This is a genomic window from Pseudomonas sp. EL_65y_Pfl1_R83 (genome assembly GCF_963970695.1).
GTDB classification, from domain to species: Bacteria; Pseudomonadota; Gammaproteobacteria; order Pseudomonadales; family Pseudomonadaceae; genus Aquipseudomonas; species Aquipseudomonas tritici.
This window is the reverse complement of sequence record NZ_CAXAQI010000018.1, coordinates 122,597-147,091: the sequence shown is the minus strand read 5'-3', so window position 1 is coordinate 147,091 and position 24,495 is coordinate 122,597. Positions and strand designations below refer to the sequence as shown.

Below are 24,495 nucleotides of genomic sequence, written 5' to 3'. Positions count from 1 at the left end.
CCACTCGGGTGCTGACACACCAGTGCTGGCTACGGCCTTTGCCCCGCACGCGTTCTATAACCTTACGATGAACCAGTTTGATGCGCGACAGCGCTACGTCGAAGATGTAGTGGGGCCTCCCACATTTAGCCCCTATTATATATTGGAATATCAGCGCCCCTTGATCACCAAATCTGCCGGCGTCTCCCCCACCGCCTGCCAATTCGGCCGATACATCGACTCCACCTGCGGCGGCGGTACGCGATAAGTCCCCGGTGTCACCGCCCGCGCCAGATACAGCAGGTGCGTGGTGCCAGCCCCCTCCAGATTAATCGCCGCCACATACCGATCGTCCCTGAACTCCTGATGCTTGAGCGACGCGTTCTGCATCGACTCACGCCACGCCTTCACTTGGCTGCTGGCGTTCTCCAGGCTGGCGGCACTCTGCGCCAGGTTCTGGTTTTCAAGCTCCAGGCCAGCGGGCAGCAAATCCACCACCAAGGCATCCGGCACACGTTGCTTGGCACCGACCGCCAGATGCACCAGCACCAGATCCCCACTGTTAAGGTTACGAAGATTCAACGGCTGGCCATTCATGCCCAGGTACTCACGGCGAATGCTCAGGTTGTCGCCGCCGGCAGCCGGTGGCCGCTGTGGATAACCCGAAATCGTCAGTTGCTGATACACCGGCGTTTCGCCCTGATTGCTCAAGGTTAAATCACTGGAAAGCAGCTTGCCTTCCAGCGCCAGCGTCGACTGCTGATTATTCAACGCCTGCACACCGCCACTGCCGGTGAGCGACACCTGCCAGTTCGAGTCCGGCTTGGCGAAACCGAGGCGCCCCGCCAGGAACAGCGAATTACGCTCCTGGGTCGACAGATACGCACTGGCCGCCAGTTGATCCGACAGCGTAAACAAGCGCTCCTCACGCTGGCCCTTGGCCAAGTCATTTTCTTCCAGCAACGCCAGGATCATTGCCTGGTCGCGCAGCGGGCTGCCGTAATCGGCCAACCATTCATTGGCACTGCGCTGCGCCGCCAGCCCCGCCAGCAAGGCTTGGTCCGCGCGCGGCTGGTCGCCCATCTTCTGCAACGCGACAGCCAACTGCACCAGCGGCAAACCGGAGCGCGCGTCGCTGCGTCGTTCAAAAATGCTGCGCAACGCACCCAACGGCGCCTGCTGACTGCGCGCCAACACCATGCCGGCGTAGGCCTGCACGGCAAAGCGCGTGTGATCAGCGTTATCGCTGTAGTCGACATCGATCAAGTTGCGCTCCTGTACATAACGCAGCAGGCGTTCGCTGGCCTTTTTCAAGGCTTCAGGCGGTACCGCGAAACCCTGATCTCGGGCGCGCAACAGGAAATCGGTGACATAGGCGGTCAGCCAGTACTCCTCTTCACCGTCGGCGCCCCACAAACCAAAACTGCCGTTGTAGCGCTGCATGCCCAGCAAACGCTCTATGCCCAGCTCGATCTTGCGCTTGCGCTCGCTGTCCGACTCGCCCTTTATCGACAGGCGCTTGAGCAACGCATCGTCCGCATACAGCGATGGGTACAGGCCGCTTGCCGTCTGTTCCAGGCAACCGTAAGGGTAAGCTTTGAGTGCACTGATCTGCGCACCGAGGTTCAACGGCGGCCGGCTCGACAGGCTCAGCAGCGCCTGACGCCCCGAGGTATCGAATTGATCCAGGGTACCCGGTGGCAGGGTCCACGGCTGACCCTTGAGTACCGCGCGATAATGCTTAAGCAGTGCCGGATAGGCCGGCCGCACGCCCAAGGTCCATTCACGGGTGAACGGCGGCAGGTGCTCACCTGGCAAGTCCAGCCCATTGACGGTCACCTTGACCTTGCCCTGCCCCAACCCGCCCCAGGCTTTTACGGGGATGCGCAGCGTGGTGCGCTGGCCTTGTGTGAGCTCGACGGTTTGCGCGCCACTGTTGACCAGTTCCAACTGCCCCTCGGCAGTCAGTTGCACATCAAGCTTCTGCGCCTTGCCCGACAGGTTGGACAGGTCCAGCGCTAACGTTGTCTGGTCACCACCGGCCAGGAAGCGTGGCGCCGACAGTTCGGCAATCAGCGGCGCGGCAATCACTGTCTTGGCTTCGGCCATGCCATAGCGGTCATCGCTCCAGGCCTGGGCCATCAGGCGCAGTTCGCCGTTGAAGTCGGGAATGTTGACGCTGACTTCGCCCTCGCCCTGCTCATTCAACGTCACCGGCGCGCTTTGCAGGGCGACGATGGTCACACTGGTGTCCGGACGCTTGCCGCCCTTGGCCAGCGCCGCGTCACCACCAAACGCGAGGCTGGCCAGGCGACCCTGGCCGGCCTCGATCAACTGGCCGTAGATATCGAACTGGTCCACGCCATACGCCTTGCGGCCGAACAGGCTGGAGTACGGGTCCGGGGTCGGGTATTCGGTGATATTGAGGATGCCCACGTCCACCGCGGCCACCAGTACGTGCGCCTGTTTCGGCACGCTGCCATCGGCATTTTTAGCCAAGATCTTCACCGTCAGCGGTTGTTTGGGGCGCATTTTTTCCGGCACAGTGAGGGTCACGCCCAGTTTGCGCTGGGTGCGATCCAGCGGCAGGTGCAGCAGGCCCACTGCGCGTTTGGGGGTGATATTGGCTTTACGCTCGCCTGGGCGAATCACCAGGGCACTCACGTACAAATCATGCCGCGACCATTTCGGGTCGAGCTTCACAGCGAAGCTTTTGCCCTCGGCCGGCACGTCGATTTCCTGCCACCACAGCGGCCCTTCGGCGGACTCCACCAGCAGGTAGCCTTTACCGGCTGCCGGTGGCGTCACGGAGACATTGGCGGTGTCACCATCGGCATACGCTGGTTTGTCCAGCGCCAGCTTGACCTGATCGGGGCGCACGGCGCCGCCGTCGGTGTTGTCCTGGGCCTGGTAACCGGCCCAGAAGCGCAGGCTGCTGACCAACCCGGTCTGCGGGTCTTCGACCTCGACGCGGTAAGGGCCCCACTCCACCTGGAAGCTGACCTTGGCGGTGTCGCCAGCCTTGATAGTCAGGGTCTGCTCGTCGAGGTTGAGGAATTTCTCGTTGAAGTGATAGCTCCAGCCATCGTTCTCTGAATAGTTCCAGTAATAGTCACGGCGCTCGCGCACCAGGCGCACCTTGAGGTTTTGCGCGGCGAGTTTCTGCCCATTCTGGTTGGCCAGCAGTACTTCAAATTCCGCCGGGCCATCGCCATTGGTTTCGGTGCCGTCAAACAACCCGCGCAGGCCCGGAAGCTGCTCGGCGGGCCAGATCGGCTGCACCAGACGCCGCGTGATCGGGCGCCCGCCGGACTCTTGCAGGCTGGCTTGCACGATCAATTGCAACGGCGACTTCGCGTCGGCCCACTTGCTTTCCAGGGTCAGCGCTTCCTGGCCCTTGGCGTCGAGCACACTTTCATCCAGTTCGAAATCCTGGCTCAACTCTTCTTCGGTAACAGAGCCGAACTGGTAGCCCGGCAACGACTTGACCGCTTCGCGCAACGGGCGCACATAAACCTGACCACTGACGCGGTTGCCCGATGCTGGCGCACCGTACAGGTAACGGCCGTTAACCTGAATCACCGGGTTGTCCGCGGGGCTCAGCGCGGTGTCGCTGCCCTTGAGTTCCAGCGCCAGGCGCTCGGGCAGGAAGTCTTCAACGAGAAATTCATACAACTGCGGTTTGCCATCGCCCAGGTCGAACACCAACTGCCAGCGCCCAGTCGGCGCTTCGCCGGCCAGTTGCAGCGAGTATTGATAAAGACCGGAGGCATCCGCATCCCAGACAAATTTGCGGCTCACCTGCTCGTCCGGGCGACGCACTTCCACGCTCACCGGCTGCGGTTTGACGGCATGGCCATCCTTGTCCCGCAACAATGCATTGAGCAGCACCGTTTCACCGGGGCGATACAAATCACGCGGGCCGAATACAAAGAACTGCAAGGGGTGGGAAGGCTGGCCGCCAATGTCGAACTCGGCCAGGTCCAGTGCAGCGCTGTCGAGGCGCAACAGACTGGTCTGCTCACCCTGCTTGGCCAGGAGCACCTGGGCCTTTTTCGGCAGCGGCAACTCAGCGTGGCCGCCCTTCTCGGTCTTGCCCTGGCCCAACACCCGGCCCTCGGCGTCGAGCACTTCAAGGTCAACCCCATCCAGTGCCTTGCCGCCTTCCAGCGCCTGGGTAAACACATCCAATCGGTTGGCGTAGCGGTGCACCGACAGGCCGATGTCACTCAAGGTGAACAGCGTGGCCGGTTGCGAATAGTTGTAGGTGCCCGACGCACGCATCACCGCCAGGTACACGCCCGGCTGCTGCAATTGCTTGAGGCCGGCGATCGGCAGTAAAAGGGTTTCGCGGGTGTTGCGCGCCGGGTTCAAGTCGAAACGGCCACCGTAGACCAGATCGGCCAGCGGCAGCAGTTCGCGGGATTCATAACTTTGCAGGCTGGTATTACGCCCCCACTGCGCCAGGAATGACGGCAAGGATTCGGGCTTGATGCGGAAGAACTCGACGTCGATCTTGTCGACGTTCAGCGCGATCACTGGCAGGCCTTCGGCCAGGCGCGTCGGCAACAAGGTGCCACGGCTGGCGAAGCCGACAGTGGCTTGCAGGTCGCGGGTTTCCAGACGGGCGATGTACTCGGCGGCGAGCGTGTTGTCGTTGACCGCCTTCACACCGGCATCCACCGTGAGCACCAGTTTGCGCTGTGGCTCCAAGTGGCGAAGGCGCAGTTCCATGAGGTTGTCGGAGATTTCCCAGGCGCCATCGACCTTGCCGGACTTGCTGTCCACCAAGTGCAATTTGTCGGCGAACTTCTGATCGGGGTCCAGCGGAATGGAAAAGCTCACCGACAAGGTACTGGCCCCATCGAGCTGCACTTCAGACACGTCCACCACGCTCAACTCACGCCCGGCGTAGCGTTGCTTCAACGCCGCCACATCCACCGCCGCTTTAGCCGGCGTGGGTGCAACCGTTGCCGCCGCAGGAGCGGTCGGGGCAGTCGGTTTATCGGAAGAATCGCAGGCGCTCAGCAGGGCCAGCGCGCAGGCCAGGAACAATCCTTTGTTAAGCATGAGGCACTCGTAGTGTGAGGGACCGAAGGCTAACTATATATCAGCCCGAGTGGGGACGATGAGCTGCTGGTCACATTGACCGGCGGAGGGTGATTTGGTTCTGAGCGTCCCCCAGCCCAAGCCAAATCCCACAAGCACTGAAGATCAAAATGTGGGACCTGGCTTGGCTGCTCCCACATTGGTTCTGCGGCGTGTCTGACGGCCAGTTACACTACTGCTCTCGCAAGGAGCCCCCATGACCACCCTGCTCACCGACTGGCGCCACCGCCCCACCCACCGCCGCGTCTGGGCCCTGGCCGCGCCTATGATCCTGTCGAACATCTCGGTGCCGCTCGTAGCGCTGGTCGACAGCATGGTCATCGGCCACCTGCCCCACGCCCACCAACTGGGTGCCGTGGCCGTCGGTGCCAGCCTGTATACCTTCCTCGCCTGGGCCATGGGTTTCCTGCGCATGGGCTCCACCGGTTTCGCCGCCCAAGCTGCCGGGCGCAATGATGGGGCGGCGCTGCGGCAAATCCTGCTGCAAGGTTTGCTGTTGGCACTGGGCCTGGCGATGCTGCTCGGCACCGTGGGCATCCCGCTGAGCCATCTGGCGTTGCAGTGGATGCAGCCCTCCCCCGAGCTCAATCAACTGACGCAGGATTTCTTCCACACCCGTCTGTTCGGCCTGCCCGCCGCGCTGGCCAGCTACGCGCTGGTCGGTTGGTTCCTCGGCACACAAAACGCCCGCGCGCCGCTGGCGATTCTGCTGACCACCAACCTGGTCAACATCGCCCTGAACCTGTGGTTCGTACTGGGTCTGGATTGGGGTGTGGTCGGCTCCGCGCGCGCCTCGGTTGTTGCTGAATGGACCGGCGCCCTGCTGGGCCTCGCGCTGACGCAAAAAGCCCTGCGCGCCTACCCCGGTCACATCGCCTGGGCGGCACTGAAGCTGTGGGAAAGCTGGCGTCCACTGCTGGCGGTCAACCGCGACATCTTCATCCGCAGCCTCGCGCTGCAATCGGTGTTTTTCATGATCACCGTGCAAGGCGCCCGCCTGGGCGACGCTACCGTGGCCGCCAACGCGCTGCTGCTCAACGGCCTGTTGCTGACCGCCCACGCCCTGGATGGATTGGCTCACGCCGTCGAAGCCCTGTGCGGTCACGCTATCGGCGCCCATGACCGCCCAGCGCTGCGCCGTTCGCTGGTGGTGGCCGGCGGCTGGTCGCTGATCGCCAGCGTCGGTTTCGCGCTGCTGTTCACCGTCGCTGGCCACGTGTTTATCGCCATGCAGACCGATATTCCCAGCGTGCGCGAAACCGCCGACAGCTACCTGCCTTACCTCGCGGTATTGCCGTTGATTGCGGTGTGGAGTTACTTGCTGGATGGTTTGTTTATCGGCGCGACACGCGCACGGGAGATGCGCAATGGGATGCTGCTGACGGTGGTTATGGTGCTGCCCATTGCCTGGGCGTTGCAAGGGTTGGGTAACCACGGGCTGTGGATAACCTTCCTGGTGTTTATGGCGGTCCGCAGTTTGACGCTGTGGGCGATTGCCTGGCGTTTAAATCGGCAGGGGCTTTGGCTGGGCAGCAACTGAAGGAATGAGACCCAAATGTGGGAGCGGCGGTGCGACTTGCTCGCTCCCACATGGGATTTGTGTCAATCCAGCTTAAGAGGACAGGTACGAAGAACGGGTCAGGCCCAGGCGCAGCGCATCCAGGAACTGGGTACGCTCAGATGCAGAGATCTTCGCACTCGCACACTTGTCGCGGTAATGCGTCATCAACTCTTCCGGCGACAAGTGCACATACCGCAGCATGTCTTCAATAGTGTCGTGGGTCTCGATACCCGCGCTGTACACCGACCCATCTTCACGCTGGTAGATGTTCACCGAATCGGTGTCACCAAAGAGGTTGTGCATGTCACCAAGGATTTCCTGGTAGGCACCCACCAGGAAGATCCCCAGCAAGTAGTCCTCACCTTCGTTCAAGGCGTGAACCGGCAGGCTGGTCTCGATGCTCTGCTCGTCGACGTACTGCTTGATCTTGCCGTCGGAGTCGCAGGTCAGGTCTTGCAGTACGGCACGGCGCAGCGGCTCTTCGTCGAGGCGGTGCAGCGGCAGGATCGGCAATACCTGGCCGATGGCCCAGGTGTCCGGCAGGCTCTGGAATACCGAGAAGTTGCAGATGTACTTGTCGGCCAGCTTATCGTTGAGTTCGTCCAGCACTTGGCGGTGCGAGCGCTGGCGGGCTTTCAACGAGTTGTGCAGGCGACGGCACACGGCGAAGTAGCACTGCTCGGCCAAGGCTTTTTCGGCCAGGGTCAGCTTGCCGTCGGCGTACTGGGTGGCCACGTCGCTCATGTAGTGAGTGGCGCGCCAGTAGGTCTCGGTGACCATCTCGATGTCGGTCGGGCCGAGCAGGTCCACCAGCCATTGCACGGTTTCCGGCAGGCTTTCCTTGTTTTCGATGGTCGGGATTTCGTCGTTGTGTTTCTCGACGTCGGTGACCTGCACCACCAGCATGGCGTGGTGGGCGGTCAGCGAGCGACCGCTTTCAGAGAAGATGTTCGGGTGCGGCAGGCTCTGCGCGTCGCAGAATTCCTTGAGCATGCCCACGACCACGCCGGCGTAGTCGTCCATGTCATAGTTGATCGAGCTGGCGTTACGCGAGTGCGTACCGTCGTAGTCCACGCCCAAACCGCCGCCGACGTCGATGTGGTCCACCGGCAAGCCGAGGTTGCGCAGTTCGCCGTAGTAACGAATGGCTTCCTTGAACCCGTGCTGGTAGTCGGCCAGGTTGGCGATCTGCGAGCCCATGTGGAAGTGCAACAGGCGAATGCCCTGGTCCAGACCCGCCGCGCGGAAGCGCTCGACCACAGACAGCAGTTGCGCCGCCGACAGGCCGAACTTGGACTTCTCGCCACCGGTGTCAGCCCACTTGCTCGACGCCAGGGACGACAGGCGCACGCGCAGGCCCACCTGTGGCTTGACCTTGAGGCTGGCGGCCTCTTCGATCACCAGCTCAACTTCGGATTCTTTCTCGATCACGATGAACACGTTGTGGCCGAGCTTTTGGCCCATCAGCGCGAGGCGGATGAACTCACGGTCTTTGTAACCGTTACAGACGATGGTGCCGCCCTTCGGCGCCAGGGCCAGTACAGCCAGCAGCTCAGGCTTGGAGCCGGCTTCCAGGCCGATGGACACGTTCTGGGTGGCGATGATGTTCTCGATCACCGCTTCCTGCTGGTTCACCTTGATCGGGTACAGCGCGGTGTACTTGCTCTGGTATTCCAGGCGCTCGATGTTCGAATCGAAGGCGCCGGTCAGCTGGCGTACACGGTCTTGCAGAATGTCGGGGAAGCGCACCAGCAACGGCAGCGAAAGGCCGCTTTTACGCAACGCGTCGACTTGCTCGTACAGGTCGACGGGCGTGCTGTTCGGGCCGTTCGGACGGACTTCAACGCGACCGGCTTCATTGATCGCGAAATACCCGGCCCCCCAATGGCGGATCCCGTAAACACTGCGGCTGTCCGCAACTGTCCATTGGCTGCCATCGTCTTTGCGTGTGCGTCGTACGGACATCGAAGTCCCCTATAAATGAAGGCGAAGGCGCCACCTCTCGCGGAGGCTGGCGCAGTCTAAAGAATGAAAATGACGATTTGCCTGCGAGGGAGGTAGACCTCATTCGCAGGACAGAGTTTAGACACAGGTCGGGAAGAGGCTTTCAGCCGCCGGACTTCTTGGCCTTGTAACCGAGCTTGATCAGCTCGGCCAACAGCAATTCAACGTGATCGCCCTGGATCTCGATGACGCCCTCTTTCAACGCGCCGCCGGTGCCACAGCGCTTTTTCAGCGTGGTGGCGAGCTCCTTCAGCGCGTCTTCTGCCAGCGGCACGCCGGTGATGGTGGTCACCGTCTTGCCGCCACGGCCCTTGCTCTCGCGTCGCACGCGGGCAATACCGTCGCCTTCGGGGATCAGGGTCTGTTTGCAGGTACACGCGTCCACGGGCTGGCGACAGTCCGGGCAGTGTCGACCTGCGTCGGTGGAAAATACCAGGCCGCCCAGGGCGGCGAAGGATGCGGCTTTTTTGGCCACCGGCAATCCTCTTGGGGGCAGAAAAGTGGCGCAGTGTAACGGCAAAAAGTCCACTTGCTAAGGGCCAAATGGCGCCATTTCATGCAACTTTAGCGACGTGACGCCAGATAGCGCCGCAAGCCTTCTTGGGCGTCCGGGCAGTAAGGCTTTTGTTCAGCCTCCTGCAGGACTGTTTCAATAGGTAAAAAGCGCGCTTCCATGACCTCTTCGGGCTGCAGGCGCAGCGGCCCGTCCCATACAGCGGAGTAGGATTTGCACCAGAGTTTGCTGTCACCGTCTTCGAAGTAGAAATGATCGTGCTCAGTTAACGCCACACCGCTGACGCCCAACTCTTCCTCTAACTCGCGGGCCGCCGATAAGGCGTAGGACTCGCCCGCCGCCACCATCCCACCCGCTGCCGTGTCCCAGAAACCGGGATACATGGCTTTGCTTAGGGTTCGCCGATGCACACACAGCTCACCCTGGGAGTTAAACAGAAAGATAAAGGTGCACCGGCCGATCAGGCCGCGCTGGCGCAAATCGGACCTGACAAGGGTGCCGAGCAGGTTGTCCTGCTCGTCGACCCAGCAGATCAGTTCAGCATCGGACGCCGCGCGGTGCGCGGCCTCCTTTTGAATAGCGTCCATCATCAACCCTGGTTGAGGAGCTGACGCAAGTCGATCACTGCAGCGTTTGCCCGGGAAATGTAGTTGGCCATGACGAGCGAGTGGTTCGCCAGTACCCCGAAGCCACTGCCATTAAGGATCATAGGACTCCAAACCGGTTCCTGCGAAGCTTCCAGCTCACGGATGATCTGGCGCACGCTGACGGTGGCGTTTTTCTTGGCCAGCACGTCGGCGAAGTCGACTTCGATGGCACGCAGCAGGTGGGACAGGGCCCAAGCTTGACCGCGAGCCTCGTAGAACACGTTATCGATCTGCATCCATGGGGTTTCCACCACTTCTTCATCGACCTGCGGTACTTGACCCGGCGCCAGGGCCTCGGTTTTCAGAGCGGTGTTCAATTTCACCCGACCCACACTGGCCGACAGGCGTTGCGACAGCGAACCCAAGCGGGTCGCGACGTCGCCCAGCCAGTTGTTCAGGTTGTCGGCACGGGCATAGAACAGCGCACCGCGCTGATTCGGGTCGGACAGACGTGTTTCATAACGGCTCAGAGAGTTGATGCCTTCTTGGTACTCCGACTCACTGGACGGCAGCACCCAGCTCTTATTGTCGAAGTTGAAGCGCGGCTCGGCCTTGGCCAAATCGGCGTCTTCGGCCGACTGCGACTGGGAACGGGCGAAGTCCTTACGCAGGGCGCGCGTCAGGTCGCGCACCTGCACCAGCACGCCATATTCCCAACTCGGCATGTTGTCCATCCAAAGGCCAGGCGGGAAGCGGTCATTAGAAATGTAGCCACCCGGCTTGTTCAGCAAGGTGCCGGCCACGGTCTTGAGGGTTTCGACGGTAGTAAACCCTAACACCATCTGCTTGCCGTCTTTTTCGGCCGCAATCTGCGCATTTTGCTGGACCGGAAACAGCGCCGGCTCTTCGCTCCAGTACCAGCCAAGCGCGCCGGTGACCAACAGGTACAGGCAGAGGACGCTCAGCAACGCCCGGCTCAGCAGCAGCGTACGGAAGTAGCTGCGGTTGGCCGACTTGGGCTCAGGCGCAGGGCCTTTGGCACTGCCTGCACGGTTTTTCCAGTCCAGCATGGCGATATCCTTTCAATCACTTGAGTTCATGCACTTGAATTGATGGCGTGCGTTCAAACACTCCGACCACAACCCTACCCCATCGTGCCCGCCCATGCGGGGCTTTTCGCCAAACTGGCGAACAGGGAGAGTTCGACTATAAAGGATGCACGCTTTTTCCGCTGTGCGACCACCAGGTCAGCAAATGACTATCAGGGAAGAGCAGTTTATTGACGCAAGACACTCATCCCAACGGAAAGATAGTGCTAGCATAGAGCCATTATTGGACCTCAGCGTGCACCCTAACTAGTAGTCAGGATATGACCGAGCCAGAAGACCCCAGCCGTGAGCGTCTCAAGCAGCATTTTGCCCAGCGGGTAATTCATCAGGCACGTCAAATTCTTGAGATCTGGCAGCGCCTGCAACGCAGCGAATGGTCCGGCGCCGACCTCTGCGAACTCAGCGAAGCCAATTTGCGCCTGCTGCGCTTTGCCGAGCGCTTCGAACAACCCGAGCACGGCCAGTTGGCGCGGCATATCGGCGAATCACTCAAAGCGGTGGACGACAACCGTGGCCGCCTGAGCAGCCAACTGATCACCGAACTCAACCGCTTGATGCAGCGCCTGTCGCGCACTGGACTGCGCCAGGGCGACCAGTTCGAACACACCTTCCTGCCGCCGATGCGCAAGCCAATCTACGTGATGCTGGCCGATCACGACCGCGCTGAGCGCTTGGCCAAGCAGCTGGAATTCTTTGGCATGAGCGCCCAATCCCTCGACAGCATGGCGGCATTTCGCGCATCCATGGCCGAGCGCTTGCCTTCGGCGATTGTGATGGATGTGGATTTCTGTGGCACAGGGCTGGGGCTCAAGCTTGCCGCCGAAGCTCAGGAAGGCCTGGAGCACAAGCTGCCGCTGCTGTTTTTCAGCCTGCACGAAACCGATACGCCGACTCGCCTGGCCGCCGTGCGCGCCGGGGGCCAGGAATTTCTTACCGGCACCCTGGAAGCCTCCAGCCTGCTGGAAAAAATCGAAGTACTGACCTGCGTCGCTCAGTACGAGCCGTATAAAGTGCTGATAATCGATGACTCGCGGGCCCAGGCGCTGCACACCGAGCGGCTGCTCAACAGTGCAGGCATCGTCACCCGCACGCTGATCGAACCGATCCAGGCCATGGCCGAGCTGGCGGATTTCCAGCCGGACCTGATCATCCTCGACATGTACATGCCCGCCTGCACCGGTACCGAACTGGCCAAGGTCATCCGGCATAACGACCGCTACGTCAGCGTGCCGATCATTTACCTTTCGGCCGAGGACGACCTGGACAAGCAACTGGACGCCATGAGTGAAGGCGGCGACGACTTCCTCACCAAGCCGATCAAGCCGCGCCACCTGATCACCACCGTGCGCAACCGCGCGGCACGTGCGCGCAACCTCAAGGCACGGATGGTGCGCGACAGCCTGACCGGCCTGTACAACCATACCCATATCCTGCAATTGCTCGAAGACTGCAGCTTCCGCGCGCGCCGCGAAAACAAGCCGCTGAGCTTTGCCATGCTCGATATCGACCACTTCAAGCGGGTCAATGACAGCCACGGCCACCCCATGGGCGACCGAGTGATCAAGAGCCTGGCGCTGTTTCTCAAGCAGCGACTGCGCAAGACCGACTACATCGGGCGCTACGGCGGCGAAGAATTCGCCATCGTGATGCCTGACACCGACCTGGAATCGGCCTGCAAGGTGCTGGATGAAATCCGTGAGCGCTTTGCGGAAATCCACTACCCGGCCCAGCCCGAGGATTTGTGGTGCACCTTCAGTGCCGGGCTGGTGGAACTGCGCGACGGGTCCGACAGCCTGATGATGGCCGCCCAGGCCGATGAAGCGCTGTACCGTGCCAAGAATGCCGGGCGTAACCGCGTGCAAGCGGCGCACACGCCAAGGCAAAGTGCCATCTTTTCACCTGAATTCACCGATTCAGTCATAACGCTGTAATAGAAACGCAATAACTTCAGGCACTTATCTTTTGCTGTCGGTTGAAACCACGCATGCGCCTGAAGCTGCTGACCAATCTCAATACCCTTCTTCTGGTGGCCGTGTGCCTGGCGCTCGGGGCGACGCTGTGGTGGTCGCAGCGCGCTTTGGAACGGCCGTATTTATTGATGGAGCGCTACCTGGGCCTGTCGCAGGCATTTCAGAACCAGGCCGCGCGCAATATTGACGATTACCTGGCCAGCGGCGACGCCCTGCGCCTGAGCAGCGCCAGCCAGAGCCTGGAAAGCCTGTTGCTGGATCTGGATCAAGTGCCCGTCGACCTGGCGCAAAACCTGCGCCCCAGCCTGGTGGACCTGGATGCCTTCAGCAAGACCGATCTGCTCGCCGCCGGCAAATTAGCGGGTGACCCACAGGCCCTGCTGCTGCAAGCCGAGCGCGAACTCGGCGCGAACCTGGAGCAACTGAGCCAGTACGCCATCGGCGTCAATTCTGCAGAGGCCGCACGTTACCTGCCGCCACTGCTGGCGGCGTCCCAGCATCTGGCCAAACTGTCGCTGGCCCGCGACAAACTGGTGAGCAGCGGGCGTGCGGAACTGGCTGATGATGTGGAGCGCGAAGTCGGCAATATCCGCAGGCAGGCGGATGTGCTGGAACAACTGCCGCTGTTGGGCGTGAAGGCCAGCGCCGAATCCAACGCGGATGATTTTTCCGCGCTGATGGGCCTGGAAAACACGCAAAAAACCGAAATCCAAGACACCGGCGTCGACCTCAAGCGCGAACTCAACAGCCTGCTGACCCGCTACCCCGCCGAACTCAAGCGCACCCGTGATCAGATCCAACAACGCGCCGACCTCGCTACCGCGACCCACCTGAAAATCAACGCCGTGCAGCAAGCCATCGCAGGCCTGGAGCCCGTGGTGCGCGCGCAGCACGGCAAGATCCAGGGCGAAGTACGCTTGATGCAAGGCGTGATGATCGGCCTGATCCTGCTGATCGCGCTGTTGATCGATACCCTGCAACGCCGCCTGGCGCGGGTGCTGACCAACCTGGCACCGGCCTTATCGACCTGGGCCGAAGGCGACTTCAGCCAGCCGATTGCCTTGGGCAAGACCAACCGCGAGCTGCACGATATCGAAGCCTCCTTGAACCGTCTGCGCGCCTACCTGGTGGACCTGGTGGGCACTATTCGCGGCAACGCCGAAGAAGTTGCCGGCAGCAGCCGCGCCCTTGCCGAACTGAGCAGCGGCCTGCATGACGGCGCCGAACGCCAAGCCGGCGATACCGCGCAGATCCGCGACTCGCTGGGGGAACTGGAAGCGACCATCCAGCAAGTCGCCGGCGATGCCAGCCAGGCCGCGGACGCCAGTCGCAGTGCCGGCCAAGCGGTAGAGCAAGGCCAACGCGTGATCGGCCTGAGCCTGACCGGGCTGCACGCCCTGGTGGGCGAAGTGCAGCAAAACGCGCAGATGATCGAAAAACTCGCCGAAGAATCCGCCACCATCGGCGGCGTGCTCACGGTGATTCGCGCGATTGCCGACCAGACCAATCTGCTGGCCCTCAACGCCGCCATCGAGGCCGCCCGTGCCGGTGAAGCCGGACGTGGTTTTGCCGTAGTCGCCGACGAAGTCCGCTCCCTGGCTCAACGCACCGCTGGCGCCACGGCGCAGATCCAGACCCTGATTGCCGGCCTGCAAAGCGCCGCCCATCAATCCGTGCAAGGCATGCGCGCCCAGGTCGAACACGCCGAAGCCACCGCCCAGCAGGCCCAGGCGGCGGACGGTGCACTGGATGAGATCGTCGGCGCGATCCAGACCATTTCCGACACGGCCGTGCGCATCGCCGATGTGACGGCGCAGCAGAGTGGGGCCGTGAGTGAGATTCGCGATAACAGCGAGCGGATTCATCAGATGGGTGAGGATAACTTGCTGCGCATTGGTCAGGGACGCTGCCAGGGCGAGCACTTGTTGGTCCTCGGTGGGCAGCTCAATACTGCGGTGCAAGCCTTCCGCGTCTAATCCGATCTCCCACCTCACGACGATCCAAAATCATATGGAGATCAGACATGTGTGCGGGCTTGCTCCCACATTTGATCTTCAGTGCACTCAGAACCGTATTATCAATGACCAGAACCCACTACTTGGTCACATACTTTTCGCTATCCTCGCTAATCGTGCTGCCTACTGCATAGAACTGGACAGTCACAAAGGCTTTGCGGCATAGTCGCCGGGTTCTGCCGTACTCACATCAATAACAAGGAACAGCCGATGGCGACCTTACTGGTTCTTCACGGACCCAACCTGAACCTGCTCGGCACCCGCGAACCGGGCGTCTACGGGGCAGTTACCCTGGATCAGATCAACCTCGATCTTGAGCGCAGGGCGCGTGAAGCCGGCCACCATCTGCTCTACCTGCAAAGCAATGCCGAGTACGAATTGATTGATCGCATCCATGCCGCGCGCGGCGAAGGCGTGGACTTTATCCTGATCAATCCCGCCGCTTTTACGCACACAAGCGTTGCATTACGTGACGCGCTGCTGGCGGTGAGCATCCCATTCATCGAAGTGCATTTGTCGAACGTGCACAAACGTGAACCTTTCCGCCATCACTCTTACTTCTCCGACGTAGCAGTAGGAGTGATCTGCGGCCTTGGCGCCAGCGGTTACCGACTGGCCCTGGAGGCCGCCCTGGAACAGCTTGAACAACCGGCCAAGCGCCCCTGACCGACCCTTGGGAGTTGATGATTCATGGATATCCGTAAAGTTAAGAAACTGATCGAGCTGCTGGAAGAATCCGGTATCGACGAGCTGGAAATCAAGGAAGGCGAAGAGTCCGTACGGATCAGCCGTCACAGCAAGACGCCAGCCCAACAGTTCTACGCGCCACAGATGCAAGCGCCGGCTCCGGCCGCTGCTGCTCCGGCCGCCGCACCTGCTGCCGCTGCACCTGCAGCACCCGCAGCGCCTACGCTGAACGGTTTCGTGGTCAAGTCGCCAATGGTCGGTACTTTCTACCGCACCCCGGCACCCACTTCGCCAGCCTTCGTTGAAGTCGGCAAGACGGTGAAAGTGGGCGACACCATCTGCATCGTTGAAGCGATGAAGATGATGAACCACATCACCGCTGAGAAAGCCGGCGTCATCGAATCCATCCTGGTAGAAAACGGTCAGCCGGTTGAGTACGACCAGCCGCTGTTCACCATCGTTTGAACCGCGGAGCGCCTTCGATGTTGAAACCTGCGAAGAAACTGCAAAAAGTCCTGATCGCTAACCGCGGCGAGATCGCGCTGCGTATCCTGCGCGCCTGTAAGGAAGAGGGCATCAAGACCGTCGCTGTTTACTCGACGGCCGATACCGAATTGATGCACGTGAAACTGGCGGACGAAAGCATCTGCATCGGCCCGCCACTGGCCACGAACTCGTACCTGAAAGTCTCGAACATCATCGCCGCGGCAGAAGTGACCGGCGCTGATGGCATCCACCCGGGTTACGGCTTCCTCGCGGAAAACGCCGATTTCGCCGAACAAGTGGAAAAATCCGGGTTTGCCTTCATCGGCCCTAAAGCCGAAACCATTCGCCTGATGGGCGACAAGGTCTCAGCCAAGGACGCCATGATCGCGGCCGGCGTGCCCACCGTTCCTGGCTCCGACGGCCCACTGCCTGAAGACGAGGAAACCGCTCTGCGCATTGGTCGCGAAGTCGGTTACCCGGTGATCATCAAGGCCGCCGGTGGCGGTGGTGGTCGCGGCATGCGCGTGGTGCACAAGGAAGAAGACCTGATCGAGGCCGCCAAGCAGACGCGCTCCGAAGCGGGCGCCTGGTTCGGCAACCCAATGGTCTACCTGGAGAAGTACCTGACCAACCCACGTCACGTGGAAGTGCAGGTACTGTCCGACGGCCAGGGCCACGCTATCCACCTGGGCGACCGCGATTGCTCCCTGCAACGTCGTCACCAGAAGGTGCTGGAAGAAGCGCCGGCACCGGGTCTGGACGAGAAAGCCCGCGCAGAAGTGCTGGCTCGCTGCGTCAAAGCGTGCATCGACATCAACTACCGTGGCGCCGGTACCTTCGAGTTCCTCTACGAGAACGGTCGTTTCTACTTCATCGAGATGAACACTCGTGTGCAGGTAGAGCACCCGGTTTCGGAGATGGTCACCGGTATCGACATCGTCAAGGAGATGCTCAGCATCGCCGCTGGCAACGTGCTGTCTTTCACACAGGACGACGTGAAGATCCACGGCCACTCCCTGGAGTGCCGGATCAACGCCGAAGACCCGAAAACCTTTATGCCAAGTCCAGGCCTGGTCAAGCATTTCCATGCGCCCGGCGGCAACGGCGTTCGCGTCGATTCGCACCTGTACAGCGGCTACAAGGTTCCGTCCAACTACGACTCGCTGATCGGCAAGCTGATCACCTGGGGCGCTACCCGCGACGAGGCTATGGCCCGTATGCGTAACGCCCTGGACGAAATCGTGGTCGACGGCATCAAGACCAACATCCCGCTGCACCGGGACCTGGTTCGCGATGAAGGCTTCTGCGAGGGTGGTGTGAACATTCACTACCTGGAACACAAGCTGGCCAACCAGTAAGTGCTCCACCCAACAAAGCCGCCTTCGGGCGGTTTTGTTGTTTCTGGGTCACCTGGATTTTGTGGACCCACATTTGAACGCCGTGCAGTCAGTGGTGTCGTCTTCTGCCCGCCGCTGGCGTAAACTTGCGCCCTTTCGCAGCCCCACCCCGCTGCACACTCATTTTCTCAAAGGTGCCCGCCATGCCTTGGCTGCAAGTCCGTCTCGCCATCAGCCCAGAACAAGCCGAAACCTATGAAGACGCTTTCCTCGAAGTGGGCGCTGTCTCGGTCACCTTCATGGACGCCGAAGACCAACCGATCTTCGAACCCGAACTCAACACCACCCCGCTGTGGTCCCACACCCATTTGCTGGCCCTGTTCGAAGACGGCACCGACGCTGCCGCCGTGCTGGCCCACATGGAATTGCTCACCGGCGGCCCATTGCCGGAGCATCACAGCGAAGTGATCGAAGACCAGGACTGGGAACGCAGCTGGATGGACAACTTCCAGCCGATGCGTTTCGGCCAGCGCCTGTGGATCGTGCCAAGCTGGCACGCCGCGCCTGAGCCGGATGCCGTCAACCTGCTGCTGGACCCAGGCCTGGCGTTCGGCACCGGCACCCACCCGACCACCGCACTGTGCCTGGAATGGCTGGACGGCCAGGACCTGACCGACAGCCACGTGCTGGACTTCGGCTGCGGCTCGGGCATCCTGGCGATTGCCGCCCTGCTGCTCGGCGCAAAGGAAGCTGTGGGCACCGATATCGACGTACAGGCCCTGGAAGCCTCCCGTGATAACGCCGGACGCAACAACATTGCTGAAAGCAAATTCCCGCTCTACCTGCCAGAGCAATTGCCCCAGGTGCAGGCCGATGTGCTTGTGGCGAACATTCTCGCCGGGCCGCTGGTGTCCCTGGCGCCGCAGCTGTCCGGCCTGGTCAAGCCGGGCGGCCGCTTGGCGCTGTCGGGCATCCTCGCTGAGCAAGGCGAAGACGTCGCCGCTGCCTACGCACGGGATTTCGAACTGGACCCCATCGCTAACCGTGATGGCTGGGTACGCATCAGTGGTCGTCGGCGCTAGAATGAGCGCTTGCCTGAATCGGATGGCCGCATGACCGACAGTTTCGTCACCCAGTGCCCGCATTGCCAAGCGCGCTTTCGCGTCAACCACACCCAATTGAGCGTGGCACGCGGCGTGGTGCGCTGCGGCTCGTGCCTGCAAGTGTTCAATGCGGTTCGCCAGTTGCTGGAGCAGCGCGGCCAAGTGCCGGCGCCGCAGCCTGATCTGCCCGCTGCCGAGCCTGTTCCAGACATCACACTTGAGGCACCGCGGGCAATCAGCCAGAAGCAGTGGGCCGCCGAAGAGCTCGACCTGGACAACCTTGACCTGGACGAAGAACTGGCCAAGCTGGAACGTCGCGAGATTCAGCACACGCCGCCGGCGGGTGCAGAACGTCGCCAGCCCGGCGCCGAGCGTCGCCAAAAAGAAGAATCCTTCAGCGCCAGCCGCGACACGGTTAAAACCGAAGAAGAAAAATGGGCCGCCAGCCTGTTCAGCGCCCCGCCTGAAGAGCGCGCCCAAAGCACTGAAGCCAAAGCCGAGCCGACGAACGCACCTGCGACCAAGCAGCGCACCGAACCGTCCATGTCGTTCCACACCGACGATATCGACGATGAGCCGCCACTGCGTTCAACGCCAGAAAATGACGACACCGATCCGCCGTTCACGCCATTGACCCAGTCGGCCGATGACGTTGAACCCGAAGAACGCCCCAAACCCCGGCGCAAGCGCCCGCGCGCCGAAACGAGTGTGCACGACGACCAACTGCTGGATCTCGAAGACGACCCGCTGCACCTCTACGCGCAAAAGCGTCCGGCCAGCCTGGGCCGTCGCCTGATCTGGCTGTTGCTGGTACTGATCGCTGCCGCCAGTCTCGCAGGCCAGTACATCGCCTACCAATTCGACGATCTGGCCCGCCAGGACGCCTATCGCCCCTGGTTCCAGGAACTGTGCCCTACACTGGGCTGCACGGTGCCGTCGCGGGTCGATATTGCCCATATCAAGAGCAGCAACCTGGTGGTGCGCAGCCATCCGGACTTCGCCGGGGCGCTGGTAGTGGACGCGATCATCTACAACCGCGCGACGTTCTCCCAGCCCTTCCCGCTGCTGGAGCTGCGTTTTGCCGACTTGAACGGCGGCCTGATTGCCAGTCGTCGCTTCAAGCCCGCCGAATACCTCAGCGGCGAATTGGCCGGCGTTAGCGAAATGCCATCACAGGTCCCGATTCATATCTCCCTGGACATCCTCGATCCGGGCAATAAAGCCGTGAATTACAGCCTGAGCTTTCACTCGCCCGAGTAAATCAAGGCCCGCATCTTGGATTGAATGGCTGGACCATCGGCAACCAAACCGGTGGCGATAAGAAAATAACTGTTCAGATTTTATCCAATTCAGCCTTTATCCAGTCATCGAGAGCGGGTATCATGCCAACCCTTTTTCGAACTCTAATGATCCGGCCCCACAACAGGGAAGTCCTATGTCGGCGGTACGCATCGGCCCATACACATTGCAGAACGGCTTGATTCTCGCCCCGATGGCGGGCGTCACTGACCAGCCCTTTCGTCAGCTGTGCAAACGTTTGGGCGCGGGTCTAGTAGTCTCGGAAATGGTCACCAGCGACATGAGCTTGTGGAACACCCGCAAATCGCGGATGCGCATGATCCACGAAGGTGATCCCGAGCCACGCTCGGTACAGATCGCCGGGGGAGATGCACAGATGCTCGCGGATGCGGCCCGGGCCAACGTGGAGTTGGGGGCGCAGATCATCGATATCAACATGGGCTGCCCGGCCAAGAAGGTCTGCAACAAGGCCGCCGGTTCCGCGCTATTGAAAGATGAGCAGTTGGTTGCCGAGATCCTGCAGGCCGTTGTCGCCGCAGTGGATGTGCCGGTCACCCTGAAGATTCGTACCGGTTGGGACCGGGATAACAAGAACGGCCTGACGGTGGCGAAGATCGCCGAACAGGCAGGAATTACAGCGCTGGCGGTGCATGGCCGCACCCGCGCCGACCTTTACACCGGTGAAGCCGAGTACGACACCATTGCTGCGATCAAGCAGGCGGTGTCGATGCCGGTGTTTGCCAATGGCGACATCGACTCAGCCGAGAAAGCCCGGCGCGTACTGCACGCAACCGGCGCCGATGGTTTGTTGATTGGCCGGGCCGCCCAGGGGCGTCCTTGGATTTTTCGTGAGATCGAGCATTTCCTGCGTACCGGCGAAGTGTTACCGGCGCCAGGGTTGGTCGAGGTGGAACGTATTCTGCTAGAGCATTTGAATGCCCTGCACGTCTTCTACGGAGACGTGATGGGCGTGCGCATTGCTCGCAAGCATGTCGGCTGGTATCTCGCAACCTTGCCGGGCGCCAAGGAGTTTCGCGCCCAGTTCAATCGTTTGGATGAAACGCAGGCACAGGTCGCCACCGTTCGTGAGTTCTTCGCCGAACGTGACAACAGCCTGGAAACAGGGGATGCAAAGGGGGTGGCCGCATGACGATGATGACCGAGACTTTAGTGAGTGGAACAACACCCGTGAGCGACAACGTCAATTTGAAACAGCACCTCAACACGCCGAGCGAAGAAGGCCAAACCCTTCGCGGGAGTGTCGAGAAGGCGCTGCACAATTATTTCGCCCACCTTGAGGGCGCCTCCGTCACGGACGTGTACAACCTGGTGCTCTCCGAAGTCGAGGCGCCCTTGCTCGAAAGCGTGATGAACTACGTCAAGGGCAACCAGACCAAAGCCAGTGAGCTGCTGGGCCTCAACCGTGGCACCTTGCGCAAAAAGCTCAAACAATACGATTTGCTGTAAGCATTCAATCCAACCAGAAAGGCGCCCGCGTAAAACCGGTCGCCTTTTTTGCTGACTCCTTTGCTTTTGATGGAAATTGAAATGACCGACCAGACTACCCGCCTGCCGATCCGCCGCGCCTTGATCAGTGTTTCCGACAAGACCGGGATCCTCGAATTTGCCCGGGAGCTGGAAGCCCTGGGTGTGGAAATCCTCTCCACGGGCGGGACCTTCAAACTGCTGCAGGACAACGGCGTGGCCGCAGTGGAAGTGGCGGACTACACCGGTTTCGCAGAAATGATGGACGGTCGGGTCAAGACCCTGCACCCGAAAATCCACGGCGGCATTCTCGGCCGTCGCGGCATCGACGACGCAATCATGACCGAGCACGGCATCAAGCCGATCGACCTGGTGGCCGTTAACCTCTACCCGTTCGAAGCCACCATCAACAAGCCAGGCTGCGACCTGCCGACTGCTATCGAAAACATCGATATCGGCGGCCCAACCATGGTGCGCTCGGCGGCCAAGAACCACAAAGACGTGGCCATCGTGGTTAACGCCAGCGACTACGCCCAGGTGCTCGAAAGCCTGAAAGCCGGTGGCCTGACCTACGCCCAGCGTTTCGACCTGATGCTCAAGGCGTTCGAACACACCGCCGCCTACGACGGCATGATCGCCAACTACATGGGCACCGTGAACCAGGCCGCTGCAACACTCTCGACCGAAGGTCGCAGCCAGTTCCCGCGCACCTTCAACAGCCAGTTCATCAAGGCCCAGGAGATGCGCTACGGCGAGAACCCGCACCAGAGCGCGGCGTTCTACGTTGAGGCAAAACCGGCCGAAGTCGGCATCGCCACCGCGACCCAACTGCAAGGTAAAGAGCTGTCCTACAACAACGTGGCCGACACCGACGCCGCGCTGGAATGCGTAAAAAGCTTCGTCAAACCGGCCTGCGTGATCGTCAAGCACGCCAACCCGTGCGGCGTGGCCGTGAGCCCGGACGCTGAAGGCGGCATTCGCCAGGCCTACGAACTGGCCTACGCCACCGACACCGAATCGGCCTTCGGCGGCATCATCGCCTTCAACCGTGAACTGGATGCCGAGACCGCCAAGGCGATCGTCGAGCGTCAGTTCGTCGAAGTGATCATCGCGCCAAGCGTCAGCGAAGAAGCCCGCGCCATCGTCGCCGCCAAGGCCAATGTGCGCCTGTTGGCCTGCGGCGAGTGGTCGGCTGACCGCGCCGCTGCCTGGGACTACAAGCGCGTCAACGGGGGGCTGCTGGTCCAGAGCCGCGACATCGGCATGATCGGTAGCGAAGACCTGAAAGTGGTGACCAAGCGCGCCCCGACCGAGCAAGAGATCAACGACCTGATCTTCGCCTGGAAAGTGGCCAAGTACGTTAAATCCAACGCCATCGTCTACGCCAAGAACCGCCAGACCATCGGCGTCGGCGCCGGCCAGATGAGCCGCGTGAACTCGGCGCGTATCGCCGCGATCAAGGCTGAACACGCCGGTTTGCAGGTCGTGGGTTCGGTAATGGCTTCCGATGCGTTCTTCCCGTTCCGTGACGGCCTGGACAATGCCGCAAAAGCCGGCGTTACCGCCGTTATCCAGCCGGGTGGTTCGATGCGTGATGCTGAAGTCATCGCTGCCGCTGACGAAGCCGGCATCGCCATGGTCTTCACCGGCATGCGCCATTTCCGTCACTAATCCACTAGCGTGGAGCGGCAAGTTTCAAGCTGCAAGCGACAAGTAAAAGCAGGACTTTGCCGCTTTTGATCTTGCTTGCAGCCTCTAAAATTCAAAGTCGCATGCTGCACTTCAGAGCAATGCAGATTGCTTTTAACTTGTAGCTTGCAGCTTGTAACTTCCTCCGAAGGAGTCTGACTTGAACGTCCTTATCATTGGCAGCGGTGGCCGTGAACACGCCCTGGCCTGGAAAGTTGCCCAGGACCCGCGCGTCCAGAAAGTGTTCGTTGCACCCGGCAACGCCGGCACCGCCATTGAAGCCAAGTGCGAGAACGTTGCTATCGACGTGCTCGCCCTTGAGCAACTGGCCGACTTTGCTGAAAAGAATGTGTCCCTGACCATCGTCGGTCCGGAAGTCCCATTGGTTGCCGGCGTGGTGGACCTGTTCCGCAGCCGTGGCCTGGACTGCTTCGGCCCAACCGCCGGCGCTGCCCAGCTGGAAGGCTCCAAGGCGTTCACCAAGGATTTCCTGGCGCGCCACAAGATCCCGACCGCCGACTACCAGAACTTCACCGAGATCGAGCCGGCCCTGGCTTACCTGCGTGAAAAAGGTGCGCCAATCGTGATCAAGGCCGATGGCCTGGCCGCTGGTAAAGGCGTGATCGTCGCCATGACCCTGCAAGAAGCCGAAGACGCCGTGCGCGATATGCTCGCCGGCAACGCTTTCGGTGACGCAGGTTCCCGCGTGGTGATCGAGGAGTTCCTCGACGGCGAAGAAGCCAGCTTTATCGTGATGGTAGACGGCAAGAACGTATTGCCGATGGCCACCAGCCAGGACCATAAACGCGTCGGCGACGGCGACAGCGGCCCGAACACCGGCGGCATGGGCGCCTACTCCCCTGCCCCGGTCGTCACCGCCGACGTGCACAAGCGCGTGATGGACCTGGTGATCTGGCCAACCGTGCGTGGCATGGCCGATGAGGGCAATGTCTACACCGGTTTCCTGTACGCCGGTTTGATGATTGATAAAGCCGGTAACCCGAAAGTCATCGAGTTCAACTGCCGCTTTGGCGACCCGGAAACCCAACCGGTGATGCTGCGCCTGCAATCGAGCCTGGTGCTGTTGGTGGAAGCGGCTCTCGCCCAGGCCCTGGACAAGGTTGAAGCGCAGTGGGACCCACGTCCCAGCGTTGGCATTGTGCTGGCGGCCGGTGGTTACCCTGCCGACTACGCCAAGGGCGACGTCATCGAAGGCCTCGACGCTGCCGCGACACTGGAAGGCAAGGTGTTCCATGCGGGCACCGCGCTGAAGGATGGTCAGGTCGTGACCGCCGGTGGCCGTGTGTTGTGCGCCACCGCCATGGGCGCCAGTGTCGACGCTGCGCAGCAACAAGCGTACAAGCTGGCCGCGAAGATCGATTGGAAAGGCTGCTTCTACCGCAAGGACATCGGCTACCGCGCTATCGCCCGCGAACGTGGCGAAAACAGCTAAGCAGCCGACGTCAGTAGCTATCCGTTCGGCTAGGCAAGGGCCTCAGGCCCTTGCCGTATACAGGCCTCCCCGCGCATAGTTACGCCGTGCCTCAACCTACGAAGGGAT

General features: G+C 61.2%; 16 protein-coding genes and 1 pseudogene. 12 read left to right on the top strand and 5 right to left on the bottom strand.

The genetic code is table 11. The features are described from left to right. Positions 1–150: 150 nt before the first annotated feature. On the bottom strand, positions 151–5,049 hold the full coding sequence (locus tag AACY08_RS23120) for an alpha-2-macroglobulin (protein ID WP_339471548.1): 4,899 nt from the start codon (positions 5,047–5,049) through the stop codon (positions 151–153). A gap of 235 nt (positions 5,050–5,284) precedes the next feature. Here AACY08_RS23120 and AACY08_RS23115 point away from each other — a divergent pair, with 235 nt between their 5' ends. After that, complete coding sequence (locus AACY08_RS23115) at positions 5,285–6,628, top strand: MATE family efflux transporter (RefSeq protein WP_339471547.1); 1,344 nt, start codon at positions 5,285–5,287, stop codon at positions 6,626–6,628. A 72-nt stretch (positions 6,629–6,700) separates the two neighbouring features. Here AACY08_RS23115 and speA read toward each other — a convergent pair whose 3' ends face one another. The 4 genes from speA to AACY08_RS23095 form a co-directional block, all read right to left on the bottom strand. Further along, entirely contained in the window at positions 6,701–8,614 is a 1,914-nt protein-coding gene (gene speA / locus AACY08_RS23110) for an arginine decarboxylase (RefSeq protein WP_314564206.1), read from the bottom strand. A 142-nt stretch (positions 8,615–8,756) separates the two neighbouring features. After that, positions 8,757–9,128: a translation initiation factor Sui1 gene (locus tag AACY08_RS23105; RefSeq protein ID WP_339471546.1), complete on the bottom strand. Its 372-nt coding sequence runs from the start codon at positions 9,126–9,128 to the stop codon at positions 8,757–8,759. Positions 9,129–9,217: 89 nt separating this feature from the next. After that, positions 9,218–9,754 carry an NUDIX hydrolase gene (locus AACY08_RS23100; protein WP_339471551.1) on the bottom strand — a complete coding sequence of 179 codons (537 nt, stop codon included), beginning with the start codon at positions 9,752–9,754 and terminating at the stop codon, positions 9,218–9,220. A gap of 2 nt (positions 9,755–9,756) precedes the next feature. Further along, complete coding sequence (locus AACY08_RS23095; RefSeq protein ID WP_339471545.1) at positions 9,757–10,824, bottom strand: DUF2333 family protein; 1,068 nt, start codon at positions 10,822–10,824, stop codon at positions 9,757–9,759. A 299-nt stretch (positions 10,825–11,123) separates the two neighbouring features. Between AACY08_RS23095 and AACY08_RS23090 the strand changes: the two genes are divergently transcribed. The 11 genes and pseudogenes from AACY08_RS23090 (at position 11,124) to purD (ending at position 24,387) form a co-directional block, all read left to right on the top strand. After that, positions 11,124–12,794, top strand: a complete 1,671-nt coding sequence (locus tag AACY08_RS23090; protein ID WP_339471544.1) for a PleD family two-component system response regulator — start codon at positions 11,124–11,126, stop codon at positions 12,792–12,794. 1,499 nt (positions 12,795–14,293) lie between these two features. Continuing rightward, positions 14,294–14,809, top strand: a pseudogene (locus AACY08_RS30640) (methyl-accepting chemotaxis protein); the annotation flags it as partial. Positions 14,810–15,058: 249 nt separating this feature from the next. Next, entirely contained in the window at positions 15,059–15,514 is a 456-nt protein-coding gene (gene aroQ, locus AACY08_RS23080; protein WP_012721999.1) for a type II 3-dehydroquinate dehydratase, read from the top strand. A 24-nt stretch (positions 15,515–15,538) separates the two neighbouring features. Next, a complete protein-coding gene (gene accB, locus AACY08_RS23075; protein ID WP_339471542.1) occupies positions 15,539–16,000 on the top strand; it encodes an acetyl-CoA carboxylase biotin carboxyl carrier protein in 462 nt (153 codons plus the stop codon). Positions 16,001–16,017: 17 nt separating this feature from the next. Continuing rightward, positions 16,018–17,379 (top strand): acetyl-CoA carboxylase biotin carboxylase subunit, encoded by a 1,362-nt coding sequence (accC, locus tag AACY08_RS23070; protein WP_339471541.1) that lies wholly within the window; start codon positions 16,018–16,020, stop codon positions 17,377–17,379. A 182-nt stretch (positions 17,380–17,561) separates the two neighbouring features. Then, positions 17,562–18,440, top strand: coding sequence for a 50S ribosomal protein L11 methyltransferase (gene prmA, locus AACY08_RS23065; protein WP_339471540.1), 879 nt, complete (start codon positions 17,562–17,564; stop codon positions 18,438–18,440). A 30-nt stretch (positions 18,441–18,470) separates the two neighbouring features. Further along, positions 18,471–19,721 carry a DUF3426 domain-containing protein gene (locus AACY08_RS23060; RefSeq protein WP_339471539.1) on the top strand — a complete coding sequence of 417 codons (1,251 nt, stop codon included), beginning with the start codon at positions 18,471–18,473 and terminating at the stop codon, positions 19,719–19,721. Positions 19,722–19,896: 175 nt separating this feature from the next. Beyond that, positions 19,897–20,910 carry a tRNA dihydrouridine synthase DusB gene (dusB, locus tag AACY08_RS23055; RefSeq protein ID WP_339415757.1) on the top strand — a complete coding sequence of 338 codons (1,014 nt, stop codon included), beginning with the start codon at positions 19,897–19,899 and terminating at the stop codon, positions 20,908–20,910. After that, positions 20,907–21,227 carry a DNA-binding transcriptional regulator Fis gene (gene fis / locus AACY08_RS23050; RefSeq protein ID WP_002555375.1) on the top strand — a complete coding sequence of 107 codons (321 nt, stop codon included), beginning with the start codon at positions 20,907–20,909 and terminating at the stop codon, positions 21,225–21,227. Before dusB ends, fis begins: the two co-directional genes overlap by 4 nt. Positions 21,228–21,308: 81 nt before the next feature. Beyond that, positions 21,309–22,916 carry a bifunctional phosphoribosylaminoimidazolecarboxamide formyltransferase/IMP cyclohydrolase gene (purH, locus tag AACY08_RS23045; RefSeq protein ID WP_339471538.1) on the top strand — a complete coding sequence of 536 codons (1,608 nt, stop codon included), beginning with the start codon at positions 21,309–21,311 and terminating at the stop codon, positions 22,914–22,916. Positions 22,917–23,094: 178 nt separating this feature from the next. After that, positions 23,095–24,387, top strand: coding sequence for a phosphoribosylamine--glycine ligase (gene purD / locus AACY08_RS23040; RefSeq protein WP_339415755.1), 1,293 nt, complete (start codon positions 23,095–23,097; stop codon positions 24,385–24,387). Positions 24,388–24,495: the final 108 nt, after the last annotated feature.

What these genes read in the sequence shown, in the direction of transcription:
- accC (WP_339471541.1), top strand. Translation starts at nt 16,018, where the DNA reads ATGTTGAAACCTGCGAAGAAACTGCAAAAAGTCCTGATCGCTAACCGC.
- speA (WP_314564206.1), bottom strand. Translation starts at nt 8,614, where the DNA reads ATGTCCGTACGACGCACACGCAAAGACGATGGCAGCCAATGGACAGTT.
- aroQ (WP_012721999.1), top strand. Translation starts at nt 15,059, where the DNA reads ATGGCGACCTTACTGGTTCTTCACGGACCCAACCTGAACCTGCTCGGC.
- prmA (WP_339471540.1), top strand. Translation starts at nt 17,562, where the DNA reads ATGCCTTGGCTGCAAGTCCGTCTCGCCATCAGCCCAGAACAAGCCGAA.
- AACY08_RS23100 (WP_339471551.1), bottom strand. Translation starts at nt 9,754, where the DNA reads ATGGACGCTATTCAAAAGGAGGCCGCGCACCGCGCGGCGTCCGATGCT.
- accB (WP_339471542.1), top strand. Translation starts at nt 15,539, where the DNA reads ATGGATATCCGTAAAGTTAAGAAACTGATCGAGCTGCTGGAAGAATCC.
- AACY08_RS23115 (WP_339471547.1), top strand. Translation starts at nt 5,285, where the DNA reads ATGACCACCCTGCTCACCGACTGGCGCCACCGCCCCACCCACCGCCGC.
- purH (WP_339471538.1), top strand. Translation starts at nt 21,309, where the DNA reads ATGACCGACCAGACTACCCGCCTGCCGATCCGCCGCGCCTTGATCAGT.
- fis (WP_002555375.1), top strand. Translation starts at nt 20,907, where the DNA reads ATGACGATGATGACCGAGACTTTAGTGAGTGGAACAACACCCGTGAGC.
- dusB (WP_339415757.1), top strand. Translation starts at nt 19,897, where the DNA reads ATGTCGGCGGTACGCATCGGCCCATACACATTGCAGAACGGCTTGATT.
- AACY08_RS23090 (WP_339471544.1), top strand. Translation starts at nt 11,124, where the DNA reads ATGACCGAGCCAGAAGACCCCAGCCGTGAGCGTCTCAAGCAGCATTTT.
- AACY08_RS23095 (WP_339471545.1), bottom strand. Translation starts at nt 10,824, where the DNA reads ATGCTGGACTGGAAAAACCGTGCAGGCAGTGCCAAAGGCCCTGCGCCT.
- AACY08_RS23060 (WP_339471539.1), top strand. Translation starts at nt 18,471, where the DNA reads ATGACCGACAGTTTCGTCACCCAGTGCCCGCATTGCCAAGCGCGCTTT.
- AACY08_RS23120 (WP_339471548.1), bottom strand. Translation starts at nt 5,049, where the DNA reads ATGCTTAACAAAGGATTGTTCCTGGCCTGCGCGCTGGCCCTGCTGAGC.